Raw genomic sequence first — 22,571 nt, 5'->3', positions numbered from 1 at the left:
GCGGTCGGCCGCCGTCGCCTCGGCGCGTTGTGCTCGCCGAATCACGGTACCGGCCCGAGTATTCGGGAGCCCGACATGTCTGATCGCGGCGAGATCGGCAAGCGGATCGACGCCGCGCTGCTCGGCCGTCGTTCGCGGCGTTCGCAGGTGGTGGCGCTGTGCGATTCGATCGATGATCTCGAACGTCGCTTCGCCGACCTGGCGGACGCGGTCGACCGGATCGTCGGCGCGACCGTCGACGGCGATATCGCCGCGGCCTCGCGCGAGGGGATACGGCAGTTGTTCTTCGACGGGGAATTCGGCAGGGGGTACGTGCGCGCGGTATCCGCCGATCTCGCGGAACTGCGGCGCCGGGCCGAGGTGATCCGCCGCCGGGTGGAGCGCGAGACGGTGAACCTCGGCGTGGTCGGCATGACCAAGGCGGGCAAGAGCACCCTGCTGCGCGCCGTCACCGGACTCGACACCTCGGTCATCCCTTCCTCGAAGGATCTCCCGACCACGGCCGCGCTGAGCCGCATCGTGCACGGGTCGGGCGCGCCGGAAGCGGTGCTGCGCCTGCACACCTGGGAGTCCTTCCGCGACGGCTACCTCCAGCCGCTGCACGATTCCGCGAAGCTCGGGAACGCGCCGCGCACCGTCGAGGAGTTCGCCGCCCGCCGGTATCCGGCGCCGGAGAGCCTCACCGACGCCGAGATCGATACCCAGAGCTATCTCTGGAAGGTGCACGAGGCGCAGGAATCGCTGCCGAGCTATCGCGACCTGCTCACCCACCGGGGTGAGATGACCGTCCTGATCCGGGAACTGCTGCCCTACGTCGCCTATCCGACAACCGCGGACGCACACCGCAACCGCCCCTACCACGCGGTGCGCGAGGTGGTGATCACCACCAAGTTCCCCGAGATCAACGACGCCAGAATCGGTTTGGTCGACCTGCCCGGCGCGGGCGAGGCCGGCCTCGACGTGGCCCGGCATTTCGTCGCCAGACTGCACAACGACGTCGATCTGATGCTGATGGTCAAATTCCCGGACGACAACAGCAGTTTCATGACCACCGACGACCACAAGGTGGTGAATCTCGCCGAGGGGGCCCGCAGCGGCGTCGCTCTCGCCGACTTCTTCGCCGTGGTGCTCAATCGCAAGCACCACCCGCAGGACCGGGATGCCGCCGATCGGGACCGGCAGCAGGACGAGGCGTATGCCGGTCTGCGTAAGGCGCTGGAGCATCGTAATATTCGAATCTTCCGGGTGAACGCGCAGGATCCCGCCCAGGTGCGTGCCGAGCTGGTGCTCCCGCTGCTCGACCACCTCGCCGCCGACCTGGCGGCCATGGATCACGCGGCCATGGGCGCGGTGCTCGCCTTCGCGCGCGAGGTCGCGGGCCGGATCGAGCGTTACGCCGCGGCGCTGACCGAGCGGGCGCGGGACGCGGGCCGCCTGCTCGACACCGAACGCTTCCAGATCGTCGAGGCGGTCGACGAATTGCGCATCGACCTCGGCAACGACCTGCTCGCCCTGGTGCAGCGCTACGAGGCCGAAGTGCAACGCGGCGAACCCGATCCGGTGATGCGCGCCGCCATCGCGGACGGGGTGCGCCAGGTCAAGGAGTGGCTGCCGGGTTGGCTGGCCAACGAGGCCGCCAGGGGCAAGGAGGTCGACCCGCTGAGCAATCCCGAGCGCGACTACCGCACCGCCCGGCACCGGATCAGCGAAGCGTTCCATCCCGTCGGCGCCTCACTGCGGCTCTCGACGGCGCCGCTGTACCGCGACATCGCCGCCCGGTTGCGGACGCACCTGTCCGAACACCTCGTCGGCGATCCCGACACGCCGGACACCCTGGCGAATCTCGAACGGGTGGCCGCCGACAACGGTGCGCCGAAGCTGGCGGCCGCGCTCGCGGAACTGCGCACCCTCGACACCGGCTACGGCAATGTCGTGCTGCGGGTCGGCAGGCCGATCATCCGCGGCATCGGATTCGACGCGGAGTCGCCCGAGGAGGACGACGCCCGAAGCGAGGCGGAAAGCCGAGAGGAGTTGGCCCGCAGAATGTTCACACCCGACGCCGCGCCCGCCGCACCGGTCGCGGGCCGGTCGGCGCCGCGGGCGCGCACGATCCCCGGCGACGCCACGCAACTGCGCGAGCAACTGCGCGCGAGCATCGAATATGCGCTCACCACACTGGAGAAGCGGCTGACCGAGGAGGCGCGCGGTCTCCGTTCGGTGCTGTATCACGCTGCGGATCTGTTCGTGGACAAGGTGATCCGAACCAACCGGATCGAGGCCGAATACCGGGAACTGTGCACGCCGCACCGGGTGGCCATCTGGCCCGAACTGTTCGGCGGCGGCGCCGTGCGGCTGGAGGAGACGCTGGCGCGCATCCGCGACGACGCCGAAGCGCTGCGGCGCGACGCGATCCGGCTCACCACGGAGGCGGCGCTGTGAACGGCGGACGTGATATCCCCAAGCTCACCGTCACCATGCTCGGCACCGGCGGGTCGGGCAAGACGAGCTTCCTGATGGGCATGTACGGGGCGATGGCCAACGGGGTCGACGGCTACTTCGTGCACACCCCCGTGCGCGCCGACCACATCGATCTGCTCGGCGCCTGGCGCAAGCTGCTCGACTCGGGCAGCTACCCGCTGCCCAACGACATGAAGGGACTCAAATTCTACGAATTCGTCCTCGACCTGGGGTTCAGCGGGACGATCATGGAGGTCGACTGGCTCGACTACCGCGGCGGCGCGCTCAGTGACCGGAACCAGGCCGCCGACACCGCCGCACTCGAGGAGCGGCTCGCCCAGTCCGACAGCATCTACATCGTGCTCGACGGGGCCAAACTCGGCGCCTGGATGTCGGCCAAGATGGACGGTGACGCCGACCGGCCCGCCGCGCTGCAGGAAGATCTCGGCACCGGCACCATCAACGGCTACATCATGCGGGCCGTGCACGCCCGGCGACAGCTCGGCAGGCCGCTCCCGTCGCTGGTCGTGCTGATCACCAAGGAGGATCTGCTCGTCGCGGCCACGCGACTCTCGCGCGCGGGCGCCTTGCAGGCGGTGGAGGCGCAACTGCGCACGCTGCTTCGGGTCGCGTTCGCGCCGGATACGAGAGCGCTGGTGAATCCGACCACCCTGGACGCGGTGGGTGGTCAGGACGGCATGGACCGCAGCTTCAAAGCGCCGTTCATCTTCACCTTCACCGAGTACCTGCGCAGCGCGATCGCCGCCGAACACCAGTTCCTCGAGGCGGCGACCGCGCAGCGGCAGCGCAACGCGGACGAGATCCGGCTGTTGGAGACGCGCCTGCGCGGGCTCTTCCGTCCGGGGCGCAAGGGCGAACTCTCCGCCGAACAGCGCCAGATCGTCGCGAAAGCCGAACTTCACAAGGCGAATCTGGAAGCCATGCGTACGCAGGCGGCCACCTTGGAGGCCGAACTCGCAGGCCTGCGGATCTACGACAGCGGTGAGCCACGTGGCGCCTGGTGAGCAGGCCGGGTGGCTGCCCGTGGTGTGGGGCAGAACCCGGCGCGCCGACACCTGGTGGCGGGTGCTGCCCGCCGCGCTCGACAGCGAGGGCTGGATCGGCGAGGCGGTCTACGCGGTCTTCGCGGGCGGGCGCGATCTCGAACGGCCCCGGTTCACGCTGTGCCGCTCGCGCGGCTGGTGGCTTACCGGAGTCGCCTGCGCGGCAGCCGATCTCGATTCCGAGATGCACACCGACGAGAACGGCAGGCCCCTGTTCACATTCGTCGGCTGGCTGCACACCCTCGATCAGCCCGCGGCGCTGCCGACCCTCGACCAGTGGGAGCGCCATCGCGTCGAGTGGGCACGCGGCACCTACGCCCGGTGGTGCGGGATGGATTGGGAAGCATTGCCTTCCGATGTGAGCTTGCCGCACGAGTCGGTCGCGGAGCCGGTCGGCTGGTCGTCGAACGCGCCCGCGCTCGACGGCGCGGTGCTGCGCTACCGGCCCGGTCGCGCCGAACTTCGCCCGGACTCCGAGCGATACACGCTGTGGCAGGCGGGAACCCGCTCGCGCGAACCGTTCCTGCTCGTCGTCGGCTGGTCGGCACGGCAGTCGCTGAAGGCTCCGCACTGCACGCACGCCACCGTCGCGGATCTGAGCGCGACGGTGATCGTGCAAGCGCAAGTCGACGGTCTGGATCTCGATGCGGACGACCGGCCTTCGGCCGACACCGCCGCCGTGGTCCCGTTCCGCCCGCCCGCGCCGTCCCCGCCCGCACCCGCTTCGTCCACACCTGTGCCGACCCCGCCCGCACCGGCGTCGACCGCGAGGCAGCGCAACCGGTGGCTCGGTCTGATCCCCGGCACGGCATCGGCCCGCGACCTGGAACAGCTGGAACAGGAACTGACGGAACTGCGCGAGCAGTACGCGGACTGCCGACGGGAGATAGCGATGCTGCGCGACCGGCTCGAACGCGGCGAGCGCGACCTCGCCGCGCTGCGGGCGCGGGTGGACGGCGCCGACCCGGATCCCACGTCCGGCGGTACCGGATGATGACGATCGAAATGGCTGCGGCGCCGCATATCTGGGATCCGCCGGTAGCGGCCGCGATGCTCGGGCCGCGCGGGTCGGGGAAGACCACCTTCCTCGTGGCGGCGCAGGCGGCGTTCGGGGCGCGCGGCGGCGGGCCGACGCTGCGCGCCGAGCGGCCCGCCGACCACGCCCGGCTCCGATCGGCCTGGGCGGAACTCGGTCGTGCCGCCACCTATCCGCCGCCCGATACCGCCCCGTCGGATCACTCGATACTGCTCGGCCTCCCCGACGGGACCGACATTCCCGCCCGCGTCGACGACCACCGTGGCGCCCTGCTGGACGAGCCGGGGGAGTCGATGCAGGCCGAGATCCTCACCGCCTGCCTAGCGCAGGCCGAGATCGTGCTGGTGACGGTGGACGGTGCGGTACTCGCCGCGTGGTCCCCGGCGGCGGGCGCCGCGCGGATCGTGGGCGATCTGCGCCTGAGTGTCATCACCGGACTGGTGCTGCGCGCCACGGCGATGCGCCGCGCGCAGGGCCTGCGTCCGCCGCTGCTCGCGCTGATCGTGACCAAGGCCGATTCGGTGGCGGGCAGCGCGCACACGCCGATGGCATCGATGCCACGGCTCGCGCCCATCGCCTTCGGCGCTGACGTGACCACGCTGGTGTGTCGGGTCTCGGCCGTGCCCGCTCCCGGCGGCGCGCTCGTGGCCGGAACCCACCTCGCTCCGTTCGCGTTCGCCGCGCTGGTCCGGTTGGGCAGGCGGCGAACCGAACTCGCGGCCCGGCTCGGCCGGGCATTGCAACCGGGGACCGCGCGGCCCGGGTCCGCCGCCGTGACCATAGCCATGCAGCGCGAACTCGTCGAGATCCGCGGCGCCGTCGGACAACTCGTCGGACTGCTCGACGACTGCGGCGTCTATCGCGACGGAAAGCCGATCGCGGCCGCGGATCTCGCGGGCGGCCGCGAGATCGAAAGGAGAATCCCATGACCGGACAGCAGGCCGTCACGCGGTGCCGCGACGCGACCGGCAACCTGCGCGAGTACTCGTTCGTGACGGGGGACGAGGTCTCGTCGGGGGCGCTGGCCGCGCGGCTGCTCTTCGACGAGCACCGCCGCGTGTACCTGGGCAAGTACGTCCCGAGCCTGCACCGCAGCCCCGAACTGCTCGCTCTGTTGGACAACGAGATCCGCGCGCTCACCCGGTTCGCCCTCGTGTTCGGGGCGCAGCGGTACCCGCGGTGGCTGCCGCGCCTGGTCGGATACGACGTCAGCGTGCCGGAACCGTTCGTGATCCTCACCGCGCCGCCCGGCGAGGCCGCCGCCGCGATGGTGCGCGAACTGGACAGCGGAGCGCGGCAACGGATGTGGACCGGCATGCTGCGCGCCGTGCAGTGCACGGCCGCCGCGGGGGTGGTGCACAACAATGTGGGGCTGTCCAGCCTGTGGTGGGACGGCGATTGCGCGACGCTGTGCGATTTCGAGTATTCGCACCTGTCCCGCGTCGGCGACACCGGTGGCGACATCCGTGCCGCCGGGCTGGTCATCGCGGCGTCGGCGGGCGTCGACTCGGCCACACCTGAAGTACGGAAACTGCTGTGGCACAGTGAAACCGGAGGCGAGCACCGCCGTACCGCCACCGACATGCTCGCCGACCTCGGTGTGCACGGCGATATCGCCCATCGCGACCCCGAACTCGACCTGCTGCCCGGTCGGGAACTGTTCGACAGGATTCGCGTGGACAAGCACCGCGGCGCGAAGGTCGACGCGAAAGCCGATCGCCGCGCCCGGATCCGGTCCATTCTGCGATCCGGCCGGGCCGACGGTTCGGGCACGCCCGCGACGCCGACGGTCACCTGTCCGTACTGCTGGGACACCGTGCTCTGGGAGGACGACGGCCAGGTCTGGCTGTTCCGCGACGACCAGCGCGACCCGGCGCAGATCGACGTGACCGCGCTGGCGCCCGCCAAGCAGGCCGATCTGCGCAGGCGCGGATTCCGCCCGTGCCCCAACCCCTCCGACGATGTCGGCGCGCACTTCCTGCCCGCCACCTACGGCTCCTACGCCGACCCGCTGCCGATCGCCATGATCGGCGCACCGGAATCCGGCAAGACCCATCTGCTCGCGGCCATGGTGCAGGCCGTGCACGCGGGCGGCCTCGCGCCCTACGGGCTGAGCGTGCAGAGCCTCGACCTGCGTCGCCACACCAGATTTCGCGGACAGCAGATCGAGCGGCTGGAATCCGGCGCGGCGCTGGACAGTACCGACCCCGGCGCGCGCGGCTATGTGGAGATGCTGGTGCTGCGCCGGATTCACGACGGCGCGGCCAGGGTCGTCACCCTGTTCGACATCGCGGGGGAGGACCTGCGCAACGCCGACGACCGAGGCAGCGGCCCGAGCCGCTTCCTGATCGGCGGCCCCGCCCTGCTTTTCACCCACGCCGTCGAAGATCCGCCCGCGACCGGCGGATTCGCGACCGAGAGCGAGAACCGGGCCTTCCAGGTCGCGCTCGCCAAGATCAGGGCGGTGTCGCGGTCCAAGGACCTGCCCGCGGCGCTGGCGCTGACCAAGGCCGACCGGCTGCGCTACGTCCCGCCGGTGGACCGCTGGCTGAACCGGCCGCCGAGCGGGCGTACCGACGCCGAGGCGATGCTGGCCGAGAGCCGCGACATCTACGCCTACCTGCACGCGCGCGGCGCGACCGCCGCGCTCACGCCCGTCCAGGAGTTCACCAGGTTCACGCTGCACGCGGTCTCCGCCAGCGGCGGGGACGCGAATGTCGATGCCGCCCGCCGGATCCAGGTCTTCCCGCGCGGATTCCAGCCGATGCGGGTATTGGAACCGCTGGTCGCCATCCTGGCGATGGCGGGCGTCATCGACGGTCCCGAAGCGGCGAAAGTGGGCAGACCGTGAGCATCCTGCATCAGATCGGCTTCGGCCCGCGCCCCGGCCGCGGCGTCGGGGTGCTCGCCGACTCGCTCGGCGACCCGGTGGCCGTCGCCCGGTACGAGGCGGCGCTCGAACGACACCTTCGGCTCAAGCAGTACGGCACCACCGCGCCGCCGCCGACCGCGCTGTCCTTCTTCCGGTTCGGTCCTGGCGAGTCCGCGGTGTTGCACCGCAGCACCGCGTCGGGCGCGATGGGGCGCAACCACTCCCACGCGCTGATCGGCGATCTTCCGGTGTCCATCGCGGTGGGCATCGGCGCCGGTCCGTGGTCGTTCCATACGCCCACGTACCTGCCCCTCGCGGACGCCGACGAGGTGCTGCGCGCCGCCGCCGACCGACTCCCCGATGTGCGACGAGCCGCCATCGCCGAACTCGGCCTCTGCGCCGAAGTCCTGGCCGCCCTGCTGTCGGACCCCGCCGCGCCGCTCAGCGTCGTCGGCTGCCCGGAACCGGTGAAACTGCCCGTGCTCTTGGCACTGCACGAAGCCGCGGGCTCCTACCTCGCGGACAACGGCGTCGAACGCGCCTGGACCTTCTCCACCTACGAGATCGAGCACAGCGGTCGGGCACCGCACACCCCGGAGATCATCTTCCTGCCCGGTCCGCCGGAGGGCGATCCGATGGTGGCCGCCAGGACGATCGTCGACCTGCGGGAGACGGGACGGGCCGATGCGCACCACGCCAGGACGGCTCGGCAACTGCTCGACGAGTGGGCCGGGGGAGGTGTGTCGCACCGACCGGAGCCCCCCTCCCCGCGGGTGACCGTGGCGCCGCCGCCGACTCCCGTGCCGCCGACTCCCGTGCCGCCGACTCCCGCGCCGGTGCTCCCGACCCGGAAGCCATCGGCCCCGCTGCCCACCCGCTCACGATCGAATACTCCTTCGCCGGTGGGGAATACGCGGTCCCAGCGCCTGTTGATCGGTGCGGCGGCAGGTCTCGCCCTGATCGTCGTCGCCGCCGTCGTGGTGCTGCGTTCCGCGCCCGAACCACGACCGCCGACCTCGGCCACGTCCCCGGTGGCCACGACTGCTGCCACGTCCTCGGCCGACACGACCGCCGACGCGGACGAATTCGTCTTCGATGTCGGCTCCATCGCACCGCGCGGTGCTCTGATCGTGCCGCTGCACCCCGCGAACGGCACAGGTATCCACCGACGCTTGGAAGGCTGCGGCCACGACCGGGACAAGGTGGTGTGGCACTGTTCGCTGCCGCCTGGAGCGTCCGCTCTCGTCGGGGTATTGCTCGAGGGTGTCGACCCGGAACAGCAGGAGTTCGCCGCGGGGGATTTCAGCGTCCTACTCCAGGTGGAGCGGAAGTGAATGCCGCCACCGGGGCGGTCGGGTATGTCCCGCCTCCGACGACGTCGTCGGAGGCGGAGTCCGGACCGGGATCCGGTACCGAAGGCCCGGGGCGGTCGGCCGGGATGGTCGCGGACAGCGCCGCGCCGAGAGCCGCCACCGCGCAGCCGAGGAGCAGACCGATGCGGAATCCGTTCTCGGTGGGCACGAGATGCCCGTTGGCGGTGACGCTCAGCTGGGCGAGCACCGCGCCGACCACGGCGGCCGAGATGGAGGTGCCGACCGCACGCATCAAGGTGTTGAAGCTGTTGGCGGCGGCGGTTTCGGAGTGCGGGACGGCGCCCATGATGAGGGCGGGCATGGCGCCGTAGGCGAAACCGACGCCGATGTTGATGAGGACGGTCACGGCGAGCAGCCCCCAGGTGCTGCCCATGAGCGGCATCGAGGACGCGTAGCCCGCGGCGATGACGACGCAGCCGACGCCGAGGGTCACCTTGGGGCCGCGCGCGGCGGACAGTCGGGCGCCGAAGGGAGATATCACCATCATGGTGAGTCCGGCGGGCGCCATCCACAGGCCCATGGCGAGCATGGACTGGCCGAGTCCGTAGCCGGTGGACTTCGGCAGCTGGAGCAGTTGCGGGATGATCAGCGACTGCGCGTACATGGCCATGGCAACGACCACGGAGGTGGCGTTGGTCAGCAGGACCCTGGGGCGTGCGGTGACGCGCAGGTCGACCAGCGGGTGGGTGCGGCGCAGTTCCCAGCGGCCCCAGACCAGGGCGGTGGCCACGGCGGCGGCGAAGAGCCCGAGGATGGTCGCGCTGGTCCAGCCCCAGGTCGCGCCCTTGGAGACGGCGAGCAGCAGGCAGACCAGTGCGACGCCGAGTCCGAGGGCGCCGAGCGCGTCGAAGCGGCCCGCCGGTCCGTCGGCGGGGACGACGGGCAGTGTCAGGTACATGAGGACGCCCACGGCGGCGGCCAGGACCGCGGAACCCCAGAACAGCACGCGCCAGTCGCTGTTCTCGACGACGGCGGCGGCGATGGGCAGGCCGAGCGCGCCGCCGATGCCGAGTGAGGCGCTGATGAGCGCGATGGCCGAGCCGAGTCTTTCCGGCGGGACCAGGTCGCGAATCGCGCTGATGCCCAAGGGAATGATGCCGACGCCCATGCCTTGCAGGCCGCGTCCGATGATCATCGGCAGTACCGAGCTCGCGAGGGCGCAGACGACGGAGCCGAGCACCAGCGGCACGATCGAGGCGAGCAGGATCGGCCGCTTGCCGTACATGTCGCCGAGGCGGCCCGCGACGGGGGTGACGACGGCGCCGACGAGCAGGGTCGCGGTGACCACCCAGGTGGTGGTGGAGGCGGTGCTGTGCAAGAGGTCGGGCAATTGACCGAGCAGGGGCACGACCAGTGTCTGCATCAGCGCGGCGACGATGCCCGCCGATGCCAGCACGGCGAGTACCACATTTGGCCGAACGGTGGGGCTTTGGCTGCGCACGAACCTCTCCTCGCGACGGTGACCGACAATGTGCACCCTACATGCGATATGCATTATGCACACAATATGTGTGATGCATACTGCATGTCGACGCGGCGCGTATCGACGCTGCACAGCGCGTGGTATATGTGGTGGCGAGCAGCCGTGCGCGAGGGCTTGCGACGCGGTGGAAGGGACCGAAATGGACAAGGCCGTCGACTCGATCGAGTTCGAGACCATGCTGTTCGGCCGATACAGCCTGGCCACGCGCAAGCGCACCGAACGCGTTCTCGACCGCAGCGTCTACATCCTGCTGTCCCGACTGCACATGGAAGGGCCGATGACCATCGCCCAACTCGGCGAAGCGCTCGGACTCGACGATTCCACGGTCAACCGGCAGACGGCGGCCACGGTCCGAAGCGGTCTGCTGAAACGGATTCCGGACCCGCACGGCGGCATGGCGCGAAAGTTCCGGGTCACCGCGGAGGGTGAGCGACAGTTGGAAAGCCAACGCGCGCAGAACGTCGGGCACCTCGACGGCATCCTGACCGAATGGGACCCGGAGGACGTCGCCGTGTTCGCGGCCTATCTCGCGCGGTTCAACACCGACATCGAGCGATACCACGGCAGGCCGTGGCCGCGCCCCGCCGAATCGCAGGCCGCCGCCAGGATCGGACGCGCCGAGTCGAGGTGAGGCGGCGGCGCCTCAGCGCGGGGCGTCGGCGGGCACGCGCTGGGTCAGCAGCAGGCCGAGCAGCCCGGCCTCGCGGGTCTGGGTGTCGAACATGTCCCGCGCCGCCTGCTTCACGATGCCGCTCGCGAGCAGGCGATCGGCGGTCTGCGCCATCTGGATTCCGCCCGCGTGGTGCCGGTGCATCAACCGGAGGAACCTGACCTCCGCGTCCACGCCGCGTGCGGCCGCCAGCGCGTCGAGTTCGTCCATGGTCGCCATGCCGGGCATGGTCGCGGCCGCAGTCGGCGCGGCGGTGGCCGTTGTCGCGCCGGAGTGCTCGTGGGCGTGCGGTCGCTCCTCGTGCATCCACGCCATCGGCTGCGGATTGATGGTGACCGCGTGCGCCATTCGCAGCCAGCCGAGCATCATGCCGAGTTCGGTGCGCTGGGAGTCGGCGATCTGCTGGGCCAGCGCGCGCACCGTCGGGTCCGCCGCGCCGTCCAGGCGCTGCGCCATCAGCAGCGCCTGACCGTGGTGGGCGACCATGTCCTGGGTGAACCCGATCTCGAGTTCGCTCATGAGCGCGGGCTCGGGATGCTCCTCGGCGATCACCAGCGGCCGCATGGCCGCGCCGATCACCAGCAGCAGGACCGCGAGCCCGGCGAACGCGGCGTACCTGATCCAGTGCGCGCGGGTCATGAGCCGATCGTCGAGTGCTGGTCGGCGGGCGGGGTGTAGACCGAGGGCGAGAGACGAAGGGCGAGGAATCCGTTGTCGGCGCAGGTGGTCCACAATTCGTTGCCGCGCCAGTCCGGCGCCGAGAAGCACCAGTCGGTGGACATGTCGCCGCCCGCGAGCATTCCGGTCCGCGGGCTCAGCGCCTGCGAGAAGTCGAACTGTCCCTGCAGCATGGTCTGGATCAGGGTCGGCGCGGCCAGGACGGGCGGGCCGATGAGCGAGGCGAGTGCGTGCGGGGAGTTGGTGAGCGAGAAGTTCTCCCCGGTGCGCGCGGGCGGGTTGAAGTAGGCGATCTCGCGGATGGAGCGAGGATCGGAGACATCGAAGACGCGGATGCCCGATGAGGTCCAGCCACAGGCCAGCGCGGTGGGATCGACGGGACGGTCGGCGGCGCAGTAGTGGGCGTCGTAGCCGAACAGCGAGCCGCCCGATGCCGAGGCCAGTGCGACGTCCTGGTTGTCGGGCAGGTTGATCTCGAGTTTGATCGTGTTGGTCAGACGCGGGTGGGCGCCGTCGGTGACGTCGAAGATCTTCACTCCGCCCGCGCCCGCCTCCTGCACGGAGAACACGTAGGGCACGCCGTCGTAGGTGACCGGGATCTGGTGCTGGGTGGCCCAGCCGTCGAGCCACGTGGTGTGTGAGAGTTCGCGCACCTGCGGATTCGGGTCGCGGCGCTGCACGGCGGAGATGTCGAGGACCACCATGCCGCCGAAGTTGTTGGCCAGGTACATGGTGTTGCCGTCGGGGGATATGCCGAATCCGTGCATGGACAGTCCGGGCAGGCCGTACCAGATCACTCTGGGGGCGGTCGGATCGGTGAGGTCGACCGCGCTGACGAGTCCGGGGGAGGTGCCCGAACTCCAGTAGGTGTTGCCGTCGGGGGAGAACCCGCCTTCGTGCGCGGTGATGGGCAGCGGCATGGCGAGATTCGTGCCGGGTCCGGGATTGAGCAGGCGCGGGTGCGCGCAGTCGGAGATGTCGTAGACCGAGAGCAGGCCCGCGCCGGTCAGCAGCGGCGCGCCCGCGCCGACGAGCAGGCGTCGTTTCTCGTTGACCTTCAAGCTCTCCCAGGTGCCCGCGAGCATGGCGGGTTCGTTCAGCACCGCCGTGCGGACCGGGGCGGTGGGGTCGGAGACGTCGAGGACCTGCACGCCTTGGGCCTCGCCGAGCAGATTGCCGGGGAAGAAGGTGCCGACGTAGGCGCAGTGGTCGAAGGTGGTCGAGGTGATCCCGCCGCCGAGTCCGGGGTAGTTGCCGAGCATCCGCATATTGCAGCTGTAGCCCTGCGCGCTGCGGCGGCTGTCCCGATCGGCGGCCGGAACGTCGCCCTGCAGGCCGGTTTCGGGGCCGGCGGCCGGATCGGAGTCGGGTCCGCAGGCCGCGCGTCCGACGGCGACCGAACTCAGCGCGGTGATCTCACGGACGACGCCAGGATCGGGCTGGGCGGACAGGATCCCGGTCGGCAGGAGTAGAGCGGCGGCCGCGACGAGTACCGCGAGGCGCCCGGTGCGGGAGAAATGCAGAGATCTCATGGATGCCCCTCGACGGTGAGGGCGCGCCTTTCGGGTCGGAGATACCAGTCGCTGTGTCTATTTGCGGCGACTTCGTCGCCGCGGGTTCGCGGCCCTTTGGGTCTCGCGTCCCAGCGGTCGATACTTGCTCCTTCGTCGCATTGTCTCGACCGCTGGGACGCGAGACGGCCGCGAACCGTTGTTGTTGCGGCGTTCGGGGATGCTTTGGCCTTTGATGCCGTGCGTGCATCTGGAATCCGCGCCGATGCAGGGGGCGCCACCGGGTCGCGGCAGCGGACCGCCATTTACCGGACTGTTATGTCCGGTAGTGGGGGTTAGTGTGCTCCAGGACACACCGATCGTCAAGGGCGATGTGCGCGATGGTGTTGACGCACAGGGCGGGACACCGTGTCTTGTGACCGGACCCAAATGCGGTAACGTCGTTCTCGTGACAGCTTCAGGCCGAGCGAATCGCGGTCCCAAAGCCGCGGCGGGCAATCGCGCCGCGCTCATTCGCGCGGCGCGGGAAGTGTTCGCCGAGAACGGGTTCGAGGTGGCGCTGAGCTCCATCGCGCGCGCCGCGGGCGTCGGCCAGGGTGTGCTCTACCGGCATTTCCCGACCAGGGAGAGCTTGGCGCTAGCGGTCTTCGAGGAGAACATCGTCGAGGTCGAGACGGTGGCCGGGGATACCGGAAGTACCGTTGACGACGTGCTGGCGGTGATCGTCGACCAGCTCACCACGTCGGCGGCGTTCATCGCGATGTTCGATCCCACCGGCACCGACGATCCGCGCCTGCTCGAGGTGTCGCTGCGGCTGATCACCCTGCTCGGGCGCAAACTCGAGGATCCGAGGCAGCGCGGCGCCATCCGTCCCGATGTCACCGCCTCCGACGTGCTCATCGCCGTGGCGATGCTGGCCGCGGTCATGGTCAAGACGGACGTGCAGTCCAAACGGCGGGTCGCCGCGCAGGCGTGGGCGCTGTTGGAGCGCGGGCTCACCTGTAGCTGAGGTGGCGAGCGCGTGGTTCAGAGACGGGCGTCGGCGGGCGCGCTCGGGGCGGGGATGTCGACGCGCATGCGCTGCTGGGTGCTGACCTGTACGGCGCCGTGCCAGCCGCACGGCAGTCCGCAGGACGGGTGGACGGCGGTCTCGACGCGGCCGTTGTCGAAGCGGCGCACCGTCGCGGTGGCCTGCGCGGGATAGCCGCACTGGGGGCATTTCTCGAAGTAGTCGAGTACGTCGCTGACGCTGACGCTGGCGGATTCATCCGCCCGGTGCGGCTGTGCCTGCGGTGTCGTGCGACGTGCGGAATCGTCTGTGCGCGTGAGCATCCGGGGCGTCCATCCGGAGACGTGGGCGCGCGCGGGCGGCGGCGGGAAGCGGTTGGCGTCGGTGTGATCGGGCATGGCGGTTCTGCCTCGCTGCATCGCGGATTCGACTCGGAAAAGTCCTTACTGACTCATGATAAGCGCATTCTCCGTATTGGCGAATGAGATTCTCATGAGAATCCGGCATTCCGCACATGCCTCGAGGGAGGCTCGTCACGCGCGGAATCCCCCTACCGGATAAGAATGTCCGGTCAATAGACATTTTGCGCCGCGACGGCCGGTCCGTCAAGGCGAAACGCCGTCGCGGTCAACGTTTTCTACTGCTTCTGCTTGCCTGCGAATCCCAGTGAGCAGAAGTCCCAGACCTCGTCGGCGGTGATCGGATTCGGCGTCTCGTCGTCCTCGGCGCCGGTGGACTGGGCGGTGAACATGACGGTCTGCATCACCATCGCGGCCATCCGGCGCGTATTGATGTTGGGACGCAGTTTGCCGTCGGCCTCGGTCTCGACGAGCAGCTCGGTGAGCAGGGCGAGCAGCGGCGCGTGCGCGATCTTCACCTGGGCCGGGTGCGTGACGAGCAGCTGCGGCGCGAAGTCGGTGAACAGCGGGCGCTGCGCGGTGGGATCGGGGCGGCACAGTTCGAACAGCAGGCGGACCGCGACCTCGAGCCGGTCGAAGGGGTCGTTCTGGCCCGCGGCGGCGGCGCGGATCTGTTCGGCCGCGCGACTGAGCGCGTCTTCGAACAGGGCGAGCAGCAGTTCGTGCTTGCCGTCGAATTGCAGGTAGAAGCTGCGCAGCGACTGCTTGGACCGGTCGACCACCTCTTGGACGGTGAAGTCGGTCGTGCCCTTCTCGGTGATGATCGCCTGAGCGGCATCGAGGAACCGCTGAACCCGTTGCTCGGCGCGGAGTTTCGCCGTTCTGATGGACCTCTCGACCGCGCGCTGCTTCCAGGCTGGTTCTTCACTGGCGCTGGTCACGAGGCTACCGACCCGCCGTCGCGTGACCCGCTGTCATGTGGAGAGAACATGATTGTACTGTACCGGAGAACACCCCATCTCCCGCGCCCCGGCGGCGCGGAGTGTTGCCGTTCCGGAGATTCCTGCTTTCTCATTCTGAGAACTATATTCTCAATCCGGCTCACGATGGGCGGAAGCGCAATAAACCCTCCTGCGCGAACGAGGCGACCAGGGTGCCGTCCTCGGTCAACACATCGCCGCGCGCGAAGCATCGGCCGTGCGCCAGCAGCGGGCTGTGGTGGCGCAGCAGCAGCCATTCGTCGGTGCGCAGCGCGCGGTGGAACCACAGCGAATGGCTGGTGGTGGCCGCGGTGAAAGCCGCCGGGTTGTCGTTCTGGCTGATGCCCTCCACCGGCCGCAGCGCCGTGCCGATCGGACTCAGGTCGCTCGCGTAGGCGACCAGTGCGGCATGTACGTCGGCCTCGGGTTCCGGTGTGCGCATCCATAATTCGTAATCCGGCGGACTCGCCTGCGTGGCGTCGAGATCCTCGGTCGAGCGGGTCTCCCACGGCATCAGCGCGATCGGCCTACGGAATTCCGGGCCGGGCAACTCGGGCATCGCGACCGGCGCCTGGAGTTCGCGTCCCGGTTCAGGAGCGTGCATCGAGACCGTGGCCGTGGCGATCACGTCGCGCTTCTGGCGCGCGGTGATGGTCAGCGCCGCGTAGGTGCGACCCTCCTGCTGGCGCTGGGCGATGTAGTAGACCGGCGTGTCGCTCTTGCCCTCGTTGGCGAACAGGACGTGCAGGGATTTCACCACCTTGCCCGGGCAGGCGCGGCCCGCGGCCATCACGAACTGGCCGAGCAGTTGCCCGCCGAAGAGCCGGTAGTGTTCGATCCGCTGATTCGGCGCCTCGAAGACGGTCATGGTGCTGCGCCGGGTGGTTTGTTGCTTCCCGGCCTGCGGCCCGCCCGTGGCGGGGCTCGTCGGCCGCAGGCGCAGGTCGAGGCAGCTGAGCAGATCGCTCCAGAGATCGGGCATGACTAAGTGTAGGCTAACTTCGCTTGCGGATCGTCACACCGGATCGAAGGCCGAGATCCGCCAGTCCCCGTCCACATCGGTCAGCGTCACCCGCACGCTGCTCGCCGTCACCGCCGGATCGGGCTTGTCCTTGCTCACCGTGGTCTGGTTGATGAACACCAGCACGATCGCCGAATCCTCGCGCAGATCCGCCACCGCCGCGCGCACCACGGCCGCGGTCGTCCGCACCGACTTCTCCTTCGCCGCGGGCGCCACGATCTGCTGGGTGAACTGCGAATAGTAGGCGAGGAAATCGCCGGTGAGGCGTTCCTTCGCTGAGGTGAAATCACGGTCGAGGGTGTCGGGCGCATAGGACAGCAGCGCGACGGTGCCATCGGTGGCGGCCGACACCGCCGCACGCGACGCCGCGTCGTCGAGCGCCCGGTCAGGCTGATACTGCCGGACGAACACGGTCGCCGCACCGGCCACCGCGACCGCGGTGACCAGCGCGAGTACCACCAGACCTGGATGCGCCCGCAGGCGACGGAGCAGTTGTGCGATCACGGGACGAACTCCACCTTCGACATCTTGATCTGGTCGCCGACGCGCGTCACGGTCACGCTCAGCCGCCAGGCGCGCGGTTCCTGTTTGGCCCCGGCCGAATTGGTGACCTGCGAGGTCGCCGCGACGAGCACCACGGCGCTGTCGTCGGTCATCGACTCGATCCCCGCGACGTTGACCGTGCCCTCGGTCGCCACCTGCGACTGCTTGATCACATTCGTGAAATCCTGGGCGCGGCCGTTGAAATCCTCGCGGAAGGATCCGGTGGAGTTGTCGAGGACGCGCTGCACGTCCTCGGGCGCGCGATTGAAGTCCAGCGTCGTCAGCGCCACCACGCCCTGGCGCGCCGCGGCGGTGAATTCGGCCGCCCTGCGATCCTTCTCGGCGAGCTGATGGTGGTTCAACGCCGAATACGCGCAGAATCCGGCGCAGGCGAGGATGACGACGACGGCGGTCAGGACCGCGATCGCGCGCGCCCTGCCGGTGCGGCGGATGCTCGCGACGAGGCGGGCGCGCCGGGACGCGGGGGATTCGGCCTCGTCGGCGTCGGACTCGGGCGCGTCCTTCACGAGGACCACCGTTCCGTCCCGCGATTCGTCGTCCCCGCTCGGCGCGGTGTCTGTGGCGTCGGATGACGGGTCGGCGGTATCCGGCGTCACCGCGGATGCCGTCGTCTTCGCGCCCGCTGTGTTCTTCGCGCCCGCTGTGTTCTTCGCGCCCGCTGTGTTCTTCGCGCCCGCGGCGGTCTTCGCGCCGGTCGTGGCGTCGGAGCCGGTTTCGCTCGCCGAACCGGACGAGCCGTTGTCGGAACCGGTCGCCGCCGTGTCGGCGCCCGCGCCTTCGGCGATCGCCCCTGCGGCAGCATCGGCGGTCGTGTCCGCGACAGTAGCGGACCTGCCCGCCGCGTCGCCGGTCGTGTTCTCGGCGTCGGCGGCCGTATCCGCGACGGTGGCGGTCGTGCTCGCGTCGGCGGCGGTGTTCGCACCTGCGGCGTTCGTGCTCGCGGCACGTCTGCGTAATCGGGCGGCGCGGGCTCGGGCGCGGGCCGCCGCGGCCTCCGCTTCGGCGGCGGCCGCTTCGGCTTCGGCCTCCTCCAACGCGAGAGTCAGTGTGGCCGAATCGGATTCGGCCGGTGGTGCTCCCGAAGGGTCGAGAGCGTCATCGGTGAGATGCTTCATCGTCGAGTCCCTCGACGTCGTGACGGATCGCGGAGTCCGGTCTCTGTGTTCGCACGGGTCCGCGGCTGGGTCCGTCGTGTCGGCATTGACGAGAATCACATTATCATAGAGCGCGAACGCCGTTTTTGTGAGCCGTCGAAATCTCCGCTCGAAAAGCATCTCTGCCAGCGAGAATGCTATTTGCGGCACTCCCTCGGAGTATTCCGAGTCTAACCGGGATCAATGGGTCTGGTCGAGAAGATCCGACATTCACTTCGCGGACATGGTGTCCGAGATCGGATGTCCGGAACGAGAATTCGACGGGTTCACGCGCCGATCTCGTCGACCAGCCCCCATGCCAGCGCGGTCGTGGCGGTGACGGTGCGTCCGCTCATGATCAGGAAGGCGGTGCGCCACCGGCCCATCCGCCGGGTGACGCTCACCGTGCCGCCCGCGCCGGGAATGAGGCCGAGGCCGAGTTCGGGCAGGGCGAAGGCGGTGTCCGGGTGCGCGCGCACCCAGCCGAAGAACGCGGCCATCTCCAGCCCGCTGCCGAGCACCCGGCCGTGCACCTGGGCGCGGCAGTCGCGGCCGAGGCGGCGGGTCATGGCGTCGATCGCCAGCGCCGGGCTGTACCGGGTGCGCGCCAGGTGCGAATGCGCGGGATCGGTGAACCCGCCGAATTCGGCCAGGTCGCCGCCGCTGCAGAAGGAGCCGCCCGCGCCCGAGAGCCGGATGGCGCGCACTGTCGGGTCGAGGCGCGCCACGGTCAGCGCCTCGAGCAGCGCCACACGGGTGCGGTTGTCGAAGGCGTTGTGCCGGTGCGGGCGGTTGAACCGCAGCTCGAGGGTGTCCTCGACGCGGGAGAGCAGCACCGCGTCCCCGGACTCCGCCGCGATCGAGACCGGGCCGCGTTCGGCGAGCCAACGCGCGAACTCCGGCCCTGCCTGCAGGGTCGAATACGCCAGCGACTCGGTGACCAGCCCCGCGCGGGTGGCGGCGTGGGCGGCGTTCGCGCGCAGCACGTCGTCGCAGACGGCGGCGGAGATCGGGGAGTGGCCGCACACCCGTTCCAGGTCGGCGATCGCGGCGTCGACGGAATCGACGGTCACTACGCGGCGGTCGGCGGATTCGGCCTCCGACAAGGTCAGCGTGGCGTGTTCGAGCCAGTGCGCCGCGCGCTGGTCGGCGAGTTCGGCCGCGGTGGCGACGGCGATCACCGGTCCTGGCGCCGTGGTTTCGATATCGCCCTCGGCGAGGCCGCCGTCGTGCGGTGACGCCGTCACCTCGAGTATTCGAATCACGCGCCGTCCGGCCCTTTCCGCGGGGTGATCCGAAGGGGTTCGCACCTCGCTGTACTGGCACGATATCGAATCCGCAGCGGCGTCGGTCAGCCGGTCTCAGCGAGTGCATATGTTATTCTCCGGAGAAGAGAATGCCAATATCATCGAATCGGCGTCGCCGGGCGGTCCGACCCGGCGACGGCGAAGTGCGCGTTGAGAGGCGAGTGCATGAGCATTTCGTTGTTGCTTGACATGGCGGCGTCGAGCGCCCCCGACCGCGTCGCGGTCGTCTCCGACGACGTGCGGTGGACCGCGGGGGAACTGAACACACTGACCGAGGGCGGTGCGGGCGTCATCCAGGCATCCGGCGCGCGCACGGTCGCCTACGTCGGCACCGGCGGCGCGCTGCTGCCGCTGCTGATCTTCTCGGCGGCGCGCGCGGGCGTGCCGTTCGCCCCGCTGAACTACCGCCTCAGCGGGCCCAAACTGCGCGAGCTGATCGACCGCCTCGAGGATCCGCTGCTGATCTGCGACGCCGACTACGTGGACAGCACCGGCGGATTCGACGGCAAGCTGCTGCGTTCGGAGGATTTCGTCGCCGCCGCCGCGACGGCCGACCCGGTGTCGCTGATGCCGGATCCGGAGGAGGTGGCCATCCTGCTGTTCACCTCGGGAACCACCTCGGCGCCCAAGGCCGTCGAACTCTCGCACAACAACCTGGTCAGCTACATCACCGGCACGGTCGACTTCGAATCCGCCGCGCCCGACGACGTCGCGCTGATCTGCGTGCCGCCCTACCACGTGGCGGGCGTCGGCGCCGCCCTGTCGAATCTGTACGCGGGCCGCAAGATGGTGTACCTGCGCAATTTCGACGCCGCGCGGTGGATCCGGCTGGTCGCGCAGGAGCGCGTGACCACCGCGACGGTGGTGCCGACCATGCTCGACCGCATCGTCACCGAACTGCGCGACACCGGAACCACGCTGCCGACCCTGCGCAACCTGGCCTACGGCGGATCCAAGGTGCCGCTGCCGCTGGTGCGCACCGCGCTCGACCTGCTGCCCGAGGTCGGCTTCGTGAACGCCTACGGCCTCACCGAAACCAGTTCCACCATCGCGGTGCTCGGCCCCGATGACCATCGCGCCGCGCGCGCCTCCGCCGATCCGGCCGTGGTCCGGCGGCTCGGTTCGGTCGGGCGGCCGGTACCGGGCATCGAGGTGCAGATCCGCGACGAACAGGGCCGGGAGGTGGAACCCGACGAGCCGGGTGAGCTGTTCGTGCGCGGCGCGCAGGTCTCGGGCAAGTACTCCGGTATCGGCTCGGTGCTCGACGCCGACGGGTGGTTCCCCACCCGCGACGTCGCGGTGCTCGACGCGGAGGGCTACCTGTTCATCGGCGGCCGCTCCGACGACACCATCATCCGCGGCGGCGAGAACATCGCCCCCGCCGAGATCGAGGACGTCCTCGTCGAGCATCCCGCGGTGCGCGAGGTCGCGGTGGTCGGCGTCGAGGATCCGAGCTGGGGGCAGATCATCGTCGCGGTGGTGGTGCCCGAGCCCGGCGTCGAACCCGATGTCGAGGCGCTGCGCGCGCACGTGCGCGGCAGCCTGCGCGGTTCGCGGACGCCGGACCGCGTGGTGTTCCGCGCGGAACTGCCGGTCACGCCGACCGGAAAAGTGTTGCGGCGCGTACTCGTCGACGAACTCGCCCTCGATGCCGCCGTCGGCGGCGCGGCGGGCCAGTAGCCGCCGTCCCAGGAAAGGAAGATCATGATCAAGAACGGTTCCCGGATGCGCAGCCAGGTCTGCGACACCGAGGTCATCGTCGTGAAGGCCACCGAGAGCCTGGACGACCTGCGCGCGGGCGGTGTCCCCATGGTGCCGATCGACGCGCAGAAGTCCGGTGGCGCTCCGGAATCCGATTTCGCCGAAGGCAATGTCATGGGCAAGCGCTACGTCGACGACAGCGGCGCCGAGGTGCTGGTCACCAAGGCCGGTGCGGGCACGCTGAGCGTCGGCGCCACGAAACTGGCGCTCAAGGAGGCCAAGCCGCTGCCCGCGAGCGACTGATCCGCTCCGCGAAGGGGATTCGCGCACATCGGGTCCGGCCGCCGAACGCGGCCGGACCCGACTTGTGCGAGCGGGGATTTCAGGACGGGAAGCGCACGAGCGCTTCCTGCGCGAACGAGGCGACGAGTTCGCCTTCCTCGGTGAGCATGTCGCCGCGCCCGAACGCGCGACCGTGCGCGAGGATCGGGCTGTGCTGGCGCATCAGCAGCCAGTGGTCGGTGCGGATCGGCCGGTGGAACCACAGGGTGTGCGAGGTGACGGCCGACAGGAACGCTTTGCCGTTGTCGACGTGGCTCACCCCGGCCAGCGGCCGCAGCGCGGTGCCGATGAGGGTGAGGTCGGTGGCGTAGGCGGCCACCGACGGCGCGAGGTTCTCCGCCACCTCGGGCGTGCGCATCCAGAAGGAGTACTCGGGCGGCCCCGCGTCGTAGCTGTCGAGGTCGGCTTCGGCGCGGACCTCCCAGGGCAGCAGACCGAATTCGCGGGCCGTGGCCTGCGCGGGGGAGTCGGCGATCTTCTCCACGCTCTGCCGGTCCTCGCCCGCTTCGGGGGCGTGGGTGGAGGCCACCGCGGCGGCGACGGTGTTGGCGCCCTGTGTCGCGGTGATGGCGAGGGTGGCGAAGGACCGGCCCTCGTGGCGGCGCACGACCTCGTAGCGGACCGGCTGATCGGAACGGCCTTCCTTGGGGAAGACGGTGTGCAGCGATTTGATCGCCTTGTCCGGGCAGGCGAGGCGGGCGGCGACGAGAAGCTGCCCCAGAATCTGTCCGCCGAAGATACGGTGGTACTCGAGCTTCTGATTGAGCCCCTCGTAGACCAGGGTGTCTTCGGGTCGGTTGTCGCCCTCGTCGGTGATTTCACGCAGGTCGAGGCAGGCGAGTAGGTCGCTCCACATATCGGACATGAACTCAGTGTAAGTCAAACTCTCTGTAAAAGAGAGTGTCATTCTCGTCGGCCGTGTGACGCGTGCGACCCTCGGGACGCGAAGACCGCTGCGGCGCGACCCGCTTTACCGGCGAGCCGCAGCCGGCGGGGGTGGTGGGCAGTGTA

The 22,571-nt window shown here is 69.8% G+C and carries 20 protein-coding genes; 10 read left to right on the top strand and 10 right to left on the bottom strand.

All coding sequences use genetic code 11. The features are described 5' to 3' along the window. The first annotated feature begins 75 nt into the window (after positions 1-75). The 6 genes from IT779_RS09830 to IT779_RS09805 are packed head-to-tail and all read left to right on the top strand — an operon-like array spanning position 76 to position 8,763. A complete protein-coding gene (locus IT779_RS09830; RefSeq protein WP_196148913.1) occupies positions 76-2,439 on the top strand; it encodes a dynamin family protein in 2,364 nt (787 codons plus the stop codon). Beyond that, positions 2,436-3,482 carry a hypothetical protein gene (locus IT779_RS09825; protein ID WP_196148912.1) on the top strand — a complete coding sequence of 349 codons (1,047 nt, stop codon included), beginning with the start codon at positions 2,436-2,438 and terminating at the stop codon, positions 3,480-3,482. The genes IT779_RS09830 and IT779_RS09825 overlap by 4 nt, the downstream gene beginning before the upstream one ends. Next, complete coding sequence (locus tag IT779_RS09820) at positions 3,469-4,515, top strand: hypothetical protein (protein ID WP_196148911.1); 1,047 nt, start codon at positions 3,469-3,471, stop codon at positions 4,513-4,515. Before IT779_RS09825 ends, IT779_RS09820 begins: the two co-directional genes overlap by 14 nt. After that, complete coding sequence (locus tag IT779_RS09815; protein WP_196148910.1) at positions 4,515-5,486, top strand: hypothetical protein; 972 nt, start codon at positions 4,515-4,517, stop codon at positions 5,484-5,486. Before IT779_RS09820 ends, IT779_RS09815 begins: the two co-directional genes overlap by 1 nt. Then, positions 5,483-7,408: a hypothetical protein gene (locus IT779_RS09810; protein WP_196148909.1), complete on the top strand. Its 1,926-nt coding sequence runs from the start codon at positions 5,483-5,485 to the stop codon at positions 7,406-7,408. The genes IT779_RS09815 and IT779_RS09810 overlap by 4 nt, the downstream gene beginning before the upstream one ends. Further along, positions 7,405-8,763: a hypothetical protein gene (locus IT779_RS09805; RefSeq protein WP_196148908.1), complete on the top strand. Its 1,359-nt coding sequence runs from the start codon at positions 7,405-7,407 to the stop codon at positions 8,761-8,763. Before IT779_RS09810 ends, IT779_RS09805 begins: the two co-directional genes overlap by 4 nt. Here the strand turns inward: IT779_RS09805 and IT779_RS09800 are convergent. After that, complete coding sequence (locus tag IT779_RS09800) at positions 8,732-10,297, bottom strand: MFS transporter (protein ID WP_198428339.1); 1,566 nt, start codon at positions 10,295-10,297, stop codon at positions 8,732-8,734. The genes IT779_RS09805 and IT779_RS09800 overlap by 32 nt on opposite strands. 127 nt (positions 10,298-10,424) lie before the next feature. Between IT779_RS09800 and IT779_RS09795 the strand changes: the two genes are divergently transcribed. Then, the gene (locus IT779_RS09795) at positions 10,425-10,916 is read left to right on the top strand and encodes a MarR family winged helix-turn-helix transcriptional regulator (protein WP_196148906.1); all 492 of its coding nucleotides are present in this window, start codon (positions 10,425-10,427) and stop codon (positions 10,914-10,916) included. Between the two features lie 12 nt (positions 10,917-10,928). On the opposite strand, the gene IT779_RS09790 is transcribed toward IT779_RS09795, so the two are convergent. Together IT779_RS09790 and IT779_RS09785 are read right to left on the bottom strand one after the other, a co-directional pair. Next, a complete protein-coding gene (locus IT779_RS09790; RefSeq protein ID WP_196148905.1) occupies positions 10,929-11,594 on the bottom strand; it encodes a DUF305 domain-containing protein in 666 nt (221 codons plus the stop codon). Beyond that, entirely contained in the window at positions 11,591-13,165 is a 1,575-nt protein-coding gene (locus IT779_RS09785) for an LVIVD repeat-containing protein (protein ID WP_196148904.1), read from the bottom strand. The genes IT779_RS09790 and IT779_RS09785 overlap by 4 nt, the downstream gene beginning before the upstream one ends. Positions 13,166-13,592: 427 nt before the next feature. On the opposite strand from IT779_RS09785, the gene IT779_RS09780 reads away from it, so the two are divergent. Next, entirely contained in the window at positions 13,593-14,153 is a 561-nt protein-coding gene (locus IT779_RS09780) for a helix-turn-helix domain-containing protein (protein WP_332838733.1), read from the top strand. 17 nt (positions 14,154-14,170) lie between these two features. On the opposite strand, the gene IT779_RS09775 is transcribed toward IT779_RS09780, so the two are convergent. From IT779_RS09775 to IT779_RS09750, 6 genes are all read right to left on the bottom strand, one after another. After that, the gene (locus IT779_RS09775; protein WP_196148903.1) at positions 14,171-14,551 is read right to left on the bottom strand and encodes a hypothetical protein; all 381 of its coding nucleotides are present in this window, start codon (positions 14,549-14,551) and stop codon (positions 14,171-14,173) included. A 239-nt stretch (positions 14,552-14,790) separates the two neighbouring features. Then, positions 14,791-15,453 (bottom strand): TetR/AcrR family transcriptional regulator, encoded by a 663-nt coding sequence (locus IT779_RS09770; protein WP_196148902.1) that lies wholly within the window; start codon positions 15,451-15,453, stop codon positions 14,791-14,793. Positions 15,454-15,613: 160 nt separating this feature from the next. Further along, complete coding sequence (locus IT779_RS09765) at positions 15,614-16,474, bottom strand: acyl-CoA thioesterase (RefSeq protein WP_196148901.1); 861 nt, start codon at positions 16,472-16,474, stop codon at positions 15,614-15,616. Positions 16,475-16,507: 33 nt separating this feature from the next. Beyond that, entirely contained in the window at positions 16,508-17,017 is a 510-nt protein-coding gene (locus IT779_RS09760) for a twin-arginine translocation pathway signal (protein ID WP_196148900.1), read from the bottom strand. After that, on the bottom strand, positions 17,014-18,192 hold the full coding sequence (locus tag IT779_RS39045; protein ID WP_196148899.1) for a hypothetical protein: 1,179 nt from the start codon (positions 18,190-18,192) through the stop codon (positions 17,014-17,016). The genes IT779_RS09760 and IT779_RS39045 overlap by 4 nt, the downstream gene beginning before the upstream one ends. Before the next feature lie 305 nt (positions 18,193-18,497). After that, positions 18,498-19,475, bottom strand: a complete 978-nt coding sequence (locus tag IT779_RS09750; protein WP_196148898.1) for an enoyl-CoA hydratase/isomerase family protein — start codon at positions 19,473-19,475, stop codon at positions 18,498-18,500. Positions 19,476-19,682: 207 nt separating this feature from the next. Between IT779_RS09750 and IT779_RS09745 the strand changes: the two genes are divergently transcribed. Further along, positions 19,683-21,197 carry a class I adenylate-forming enzyme family protein gene (locus tag IT779_RS09745; protein ID WP_196148897.1) on the top strand — a complete coding sequence of 505 codons (1,515 nt, stop codon included), beginning with the start codon at positions 19,683-19,685 and terminating at the stop codon, positions 21,195-21,197. Between the two features lie 24 nt (positions 21,198-21,221). Further along, a complete protein-coding gene (locus IT779_RS09740; protein WP_196148896.1) occupies positions 21,222-21,521 on the top strand; it encodes a hypothetical protein in 300 nt (99 codons plus the stop codon). A 79-nt stretch (positions 21,522-21,600) separates the two neighbouring features. On the opposite strand, the gene IT779_RS09735 is transcribed toward IT779_RS09740, so the two are convergent. Then, entirely contained in the window at positions 21,601-22,425 is an 825-nt protein-coding gene (locus IT779_RS09735; protein WP_196148895.1) for an acyl-CoA thioesterase, read from the bottom strand. Positions 22,426-22,571: the final 146 nt, after the last annotated feature.

The sequence above is a fragment of the Nocardia bovistercoris genome, from assembly GCF_015674855.1.
Classification (GTDB): Bacteria; Actinomycetota; Actinomycetes; order Mycobacteriales; family Mycobacteriaceae; genus Nocardia; species Nocardia bovistercoris.
Note: the sequence above shows the minus strand (reverse complement) of the source record. Positions and strands in the feature narration are given on the sequence as shown.

Coding starts and splice junctions, on each gene's coding strand:
- IT779_RS09830 (WP_196148913.1), top strand. CDS start 76: ATGTCTGATCGCGGCGAGATCGGCAAGCGGATCGACGCCGCGCTGCTC.
- IT779_RS09815 (WP_196148910.1), top strand. CDS start 4,515: ATGACGATCGAAATGGCTGCGGCGCCGCATATCTGGGATCCGCCGGTA.
- IT779_RS09810 (WP_196148909.1), top strand. CDS start 5,483: ATGACCGGACAGCAGGCCGTCACGCGGTGCCGCGACGCGACCGGCAAC.
- IT779_RS09800 (WP_198428339.1), bottom strand. CDS start 10,297: ATGCATATCGCATGTAGGGTGCACATTGTCGGTCACCGTCGCGAGGAG.
- IT779_RS09795 (WP_196148906.1), top strand. CDS start 10,425: ATGGACAAGGCCGTCGACTCGATCGAGTTCGAGACCATGCTGTTCGGC.
- IT779_RS09790 (WP_196148905.1), bottom strand. CDS start 11,594: ATGACCCGCGCGCACTGGATCAGGTACGCCGCGTTCGCCGGGCTCGCG.
- IT779_RS09785 (WP_196148904.1), bottom strand. CDS start 13,165: ATGAGATCTCTGCATTTCTCCCGCACCGGGCGCCTCGCGGTACTCGTC.
- IT779_RS09775 (WP_196148903.1), bottom strand. CDS start 14,551: ATGCCCGATCACACCGACGCCAACCGCTTCCCGCCGCCGCCCGCGCGC.
- IT779_RS09765 (WP_196148901.1), bottom strand. CDS start 16,474: ATGCCCGATCTCTGGAGCGATCTGCTCAGCTGCCTCGACCTGCGCCTG.
- IT779_RS39045 (WP_196148899.1), bottom strand. CDS start 18,192: ATGAAGCATCTCACCGATGACGCTCTCGACCCTTCGGGAGCACCACCG.
- IT779_RS09745 (WP_196148897.1), top strand. CDS start 19,683: ATGAGCATTTCGTTGTTGCTTGACATGGCGGCGTCGAGCGCCCCCGAC.
- IT779_RS09740 (WP_196148896.1), top strand. CDS start 21,222: ATGATCAAGAACGGTTCCCGGATGCGCAGCCAGGTCTGCGACACCGAG.
- IT779_RS09735 (WP_196148895.1), bottom strand. CDS start 22,425: ATGTCCGATATGTGGAGCGACCTACTCGCCTGCCTCGACCTGCGTGAA.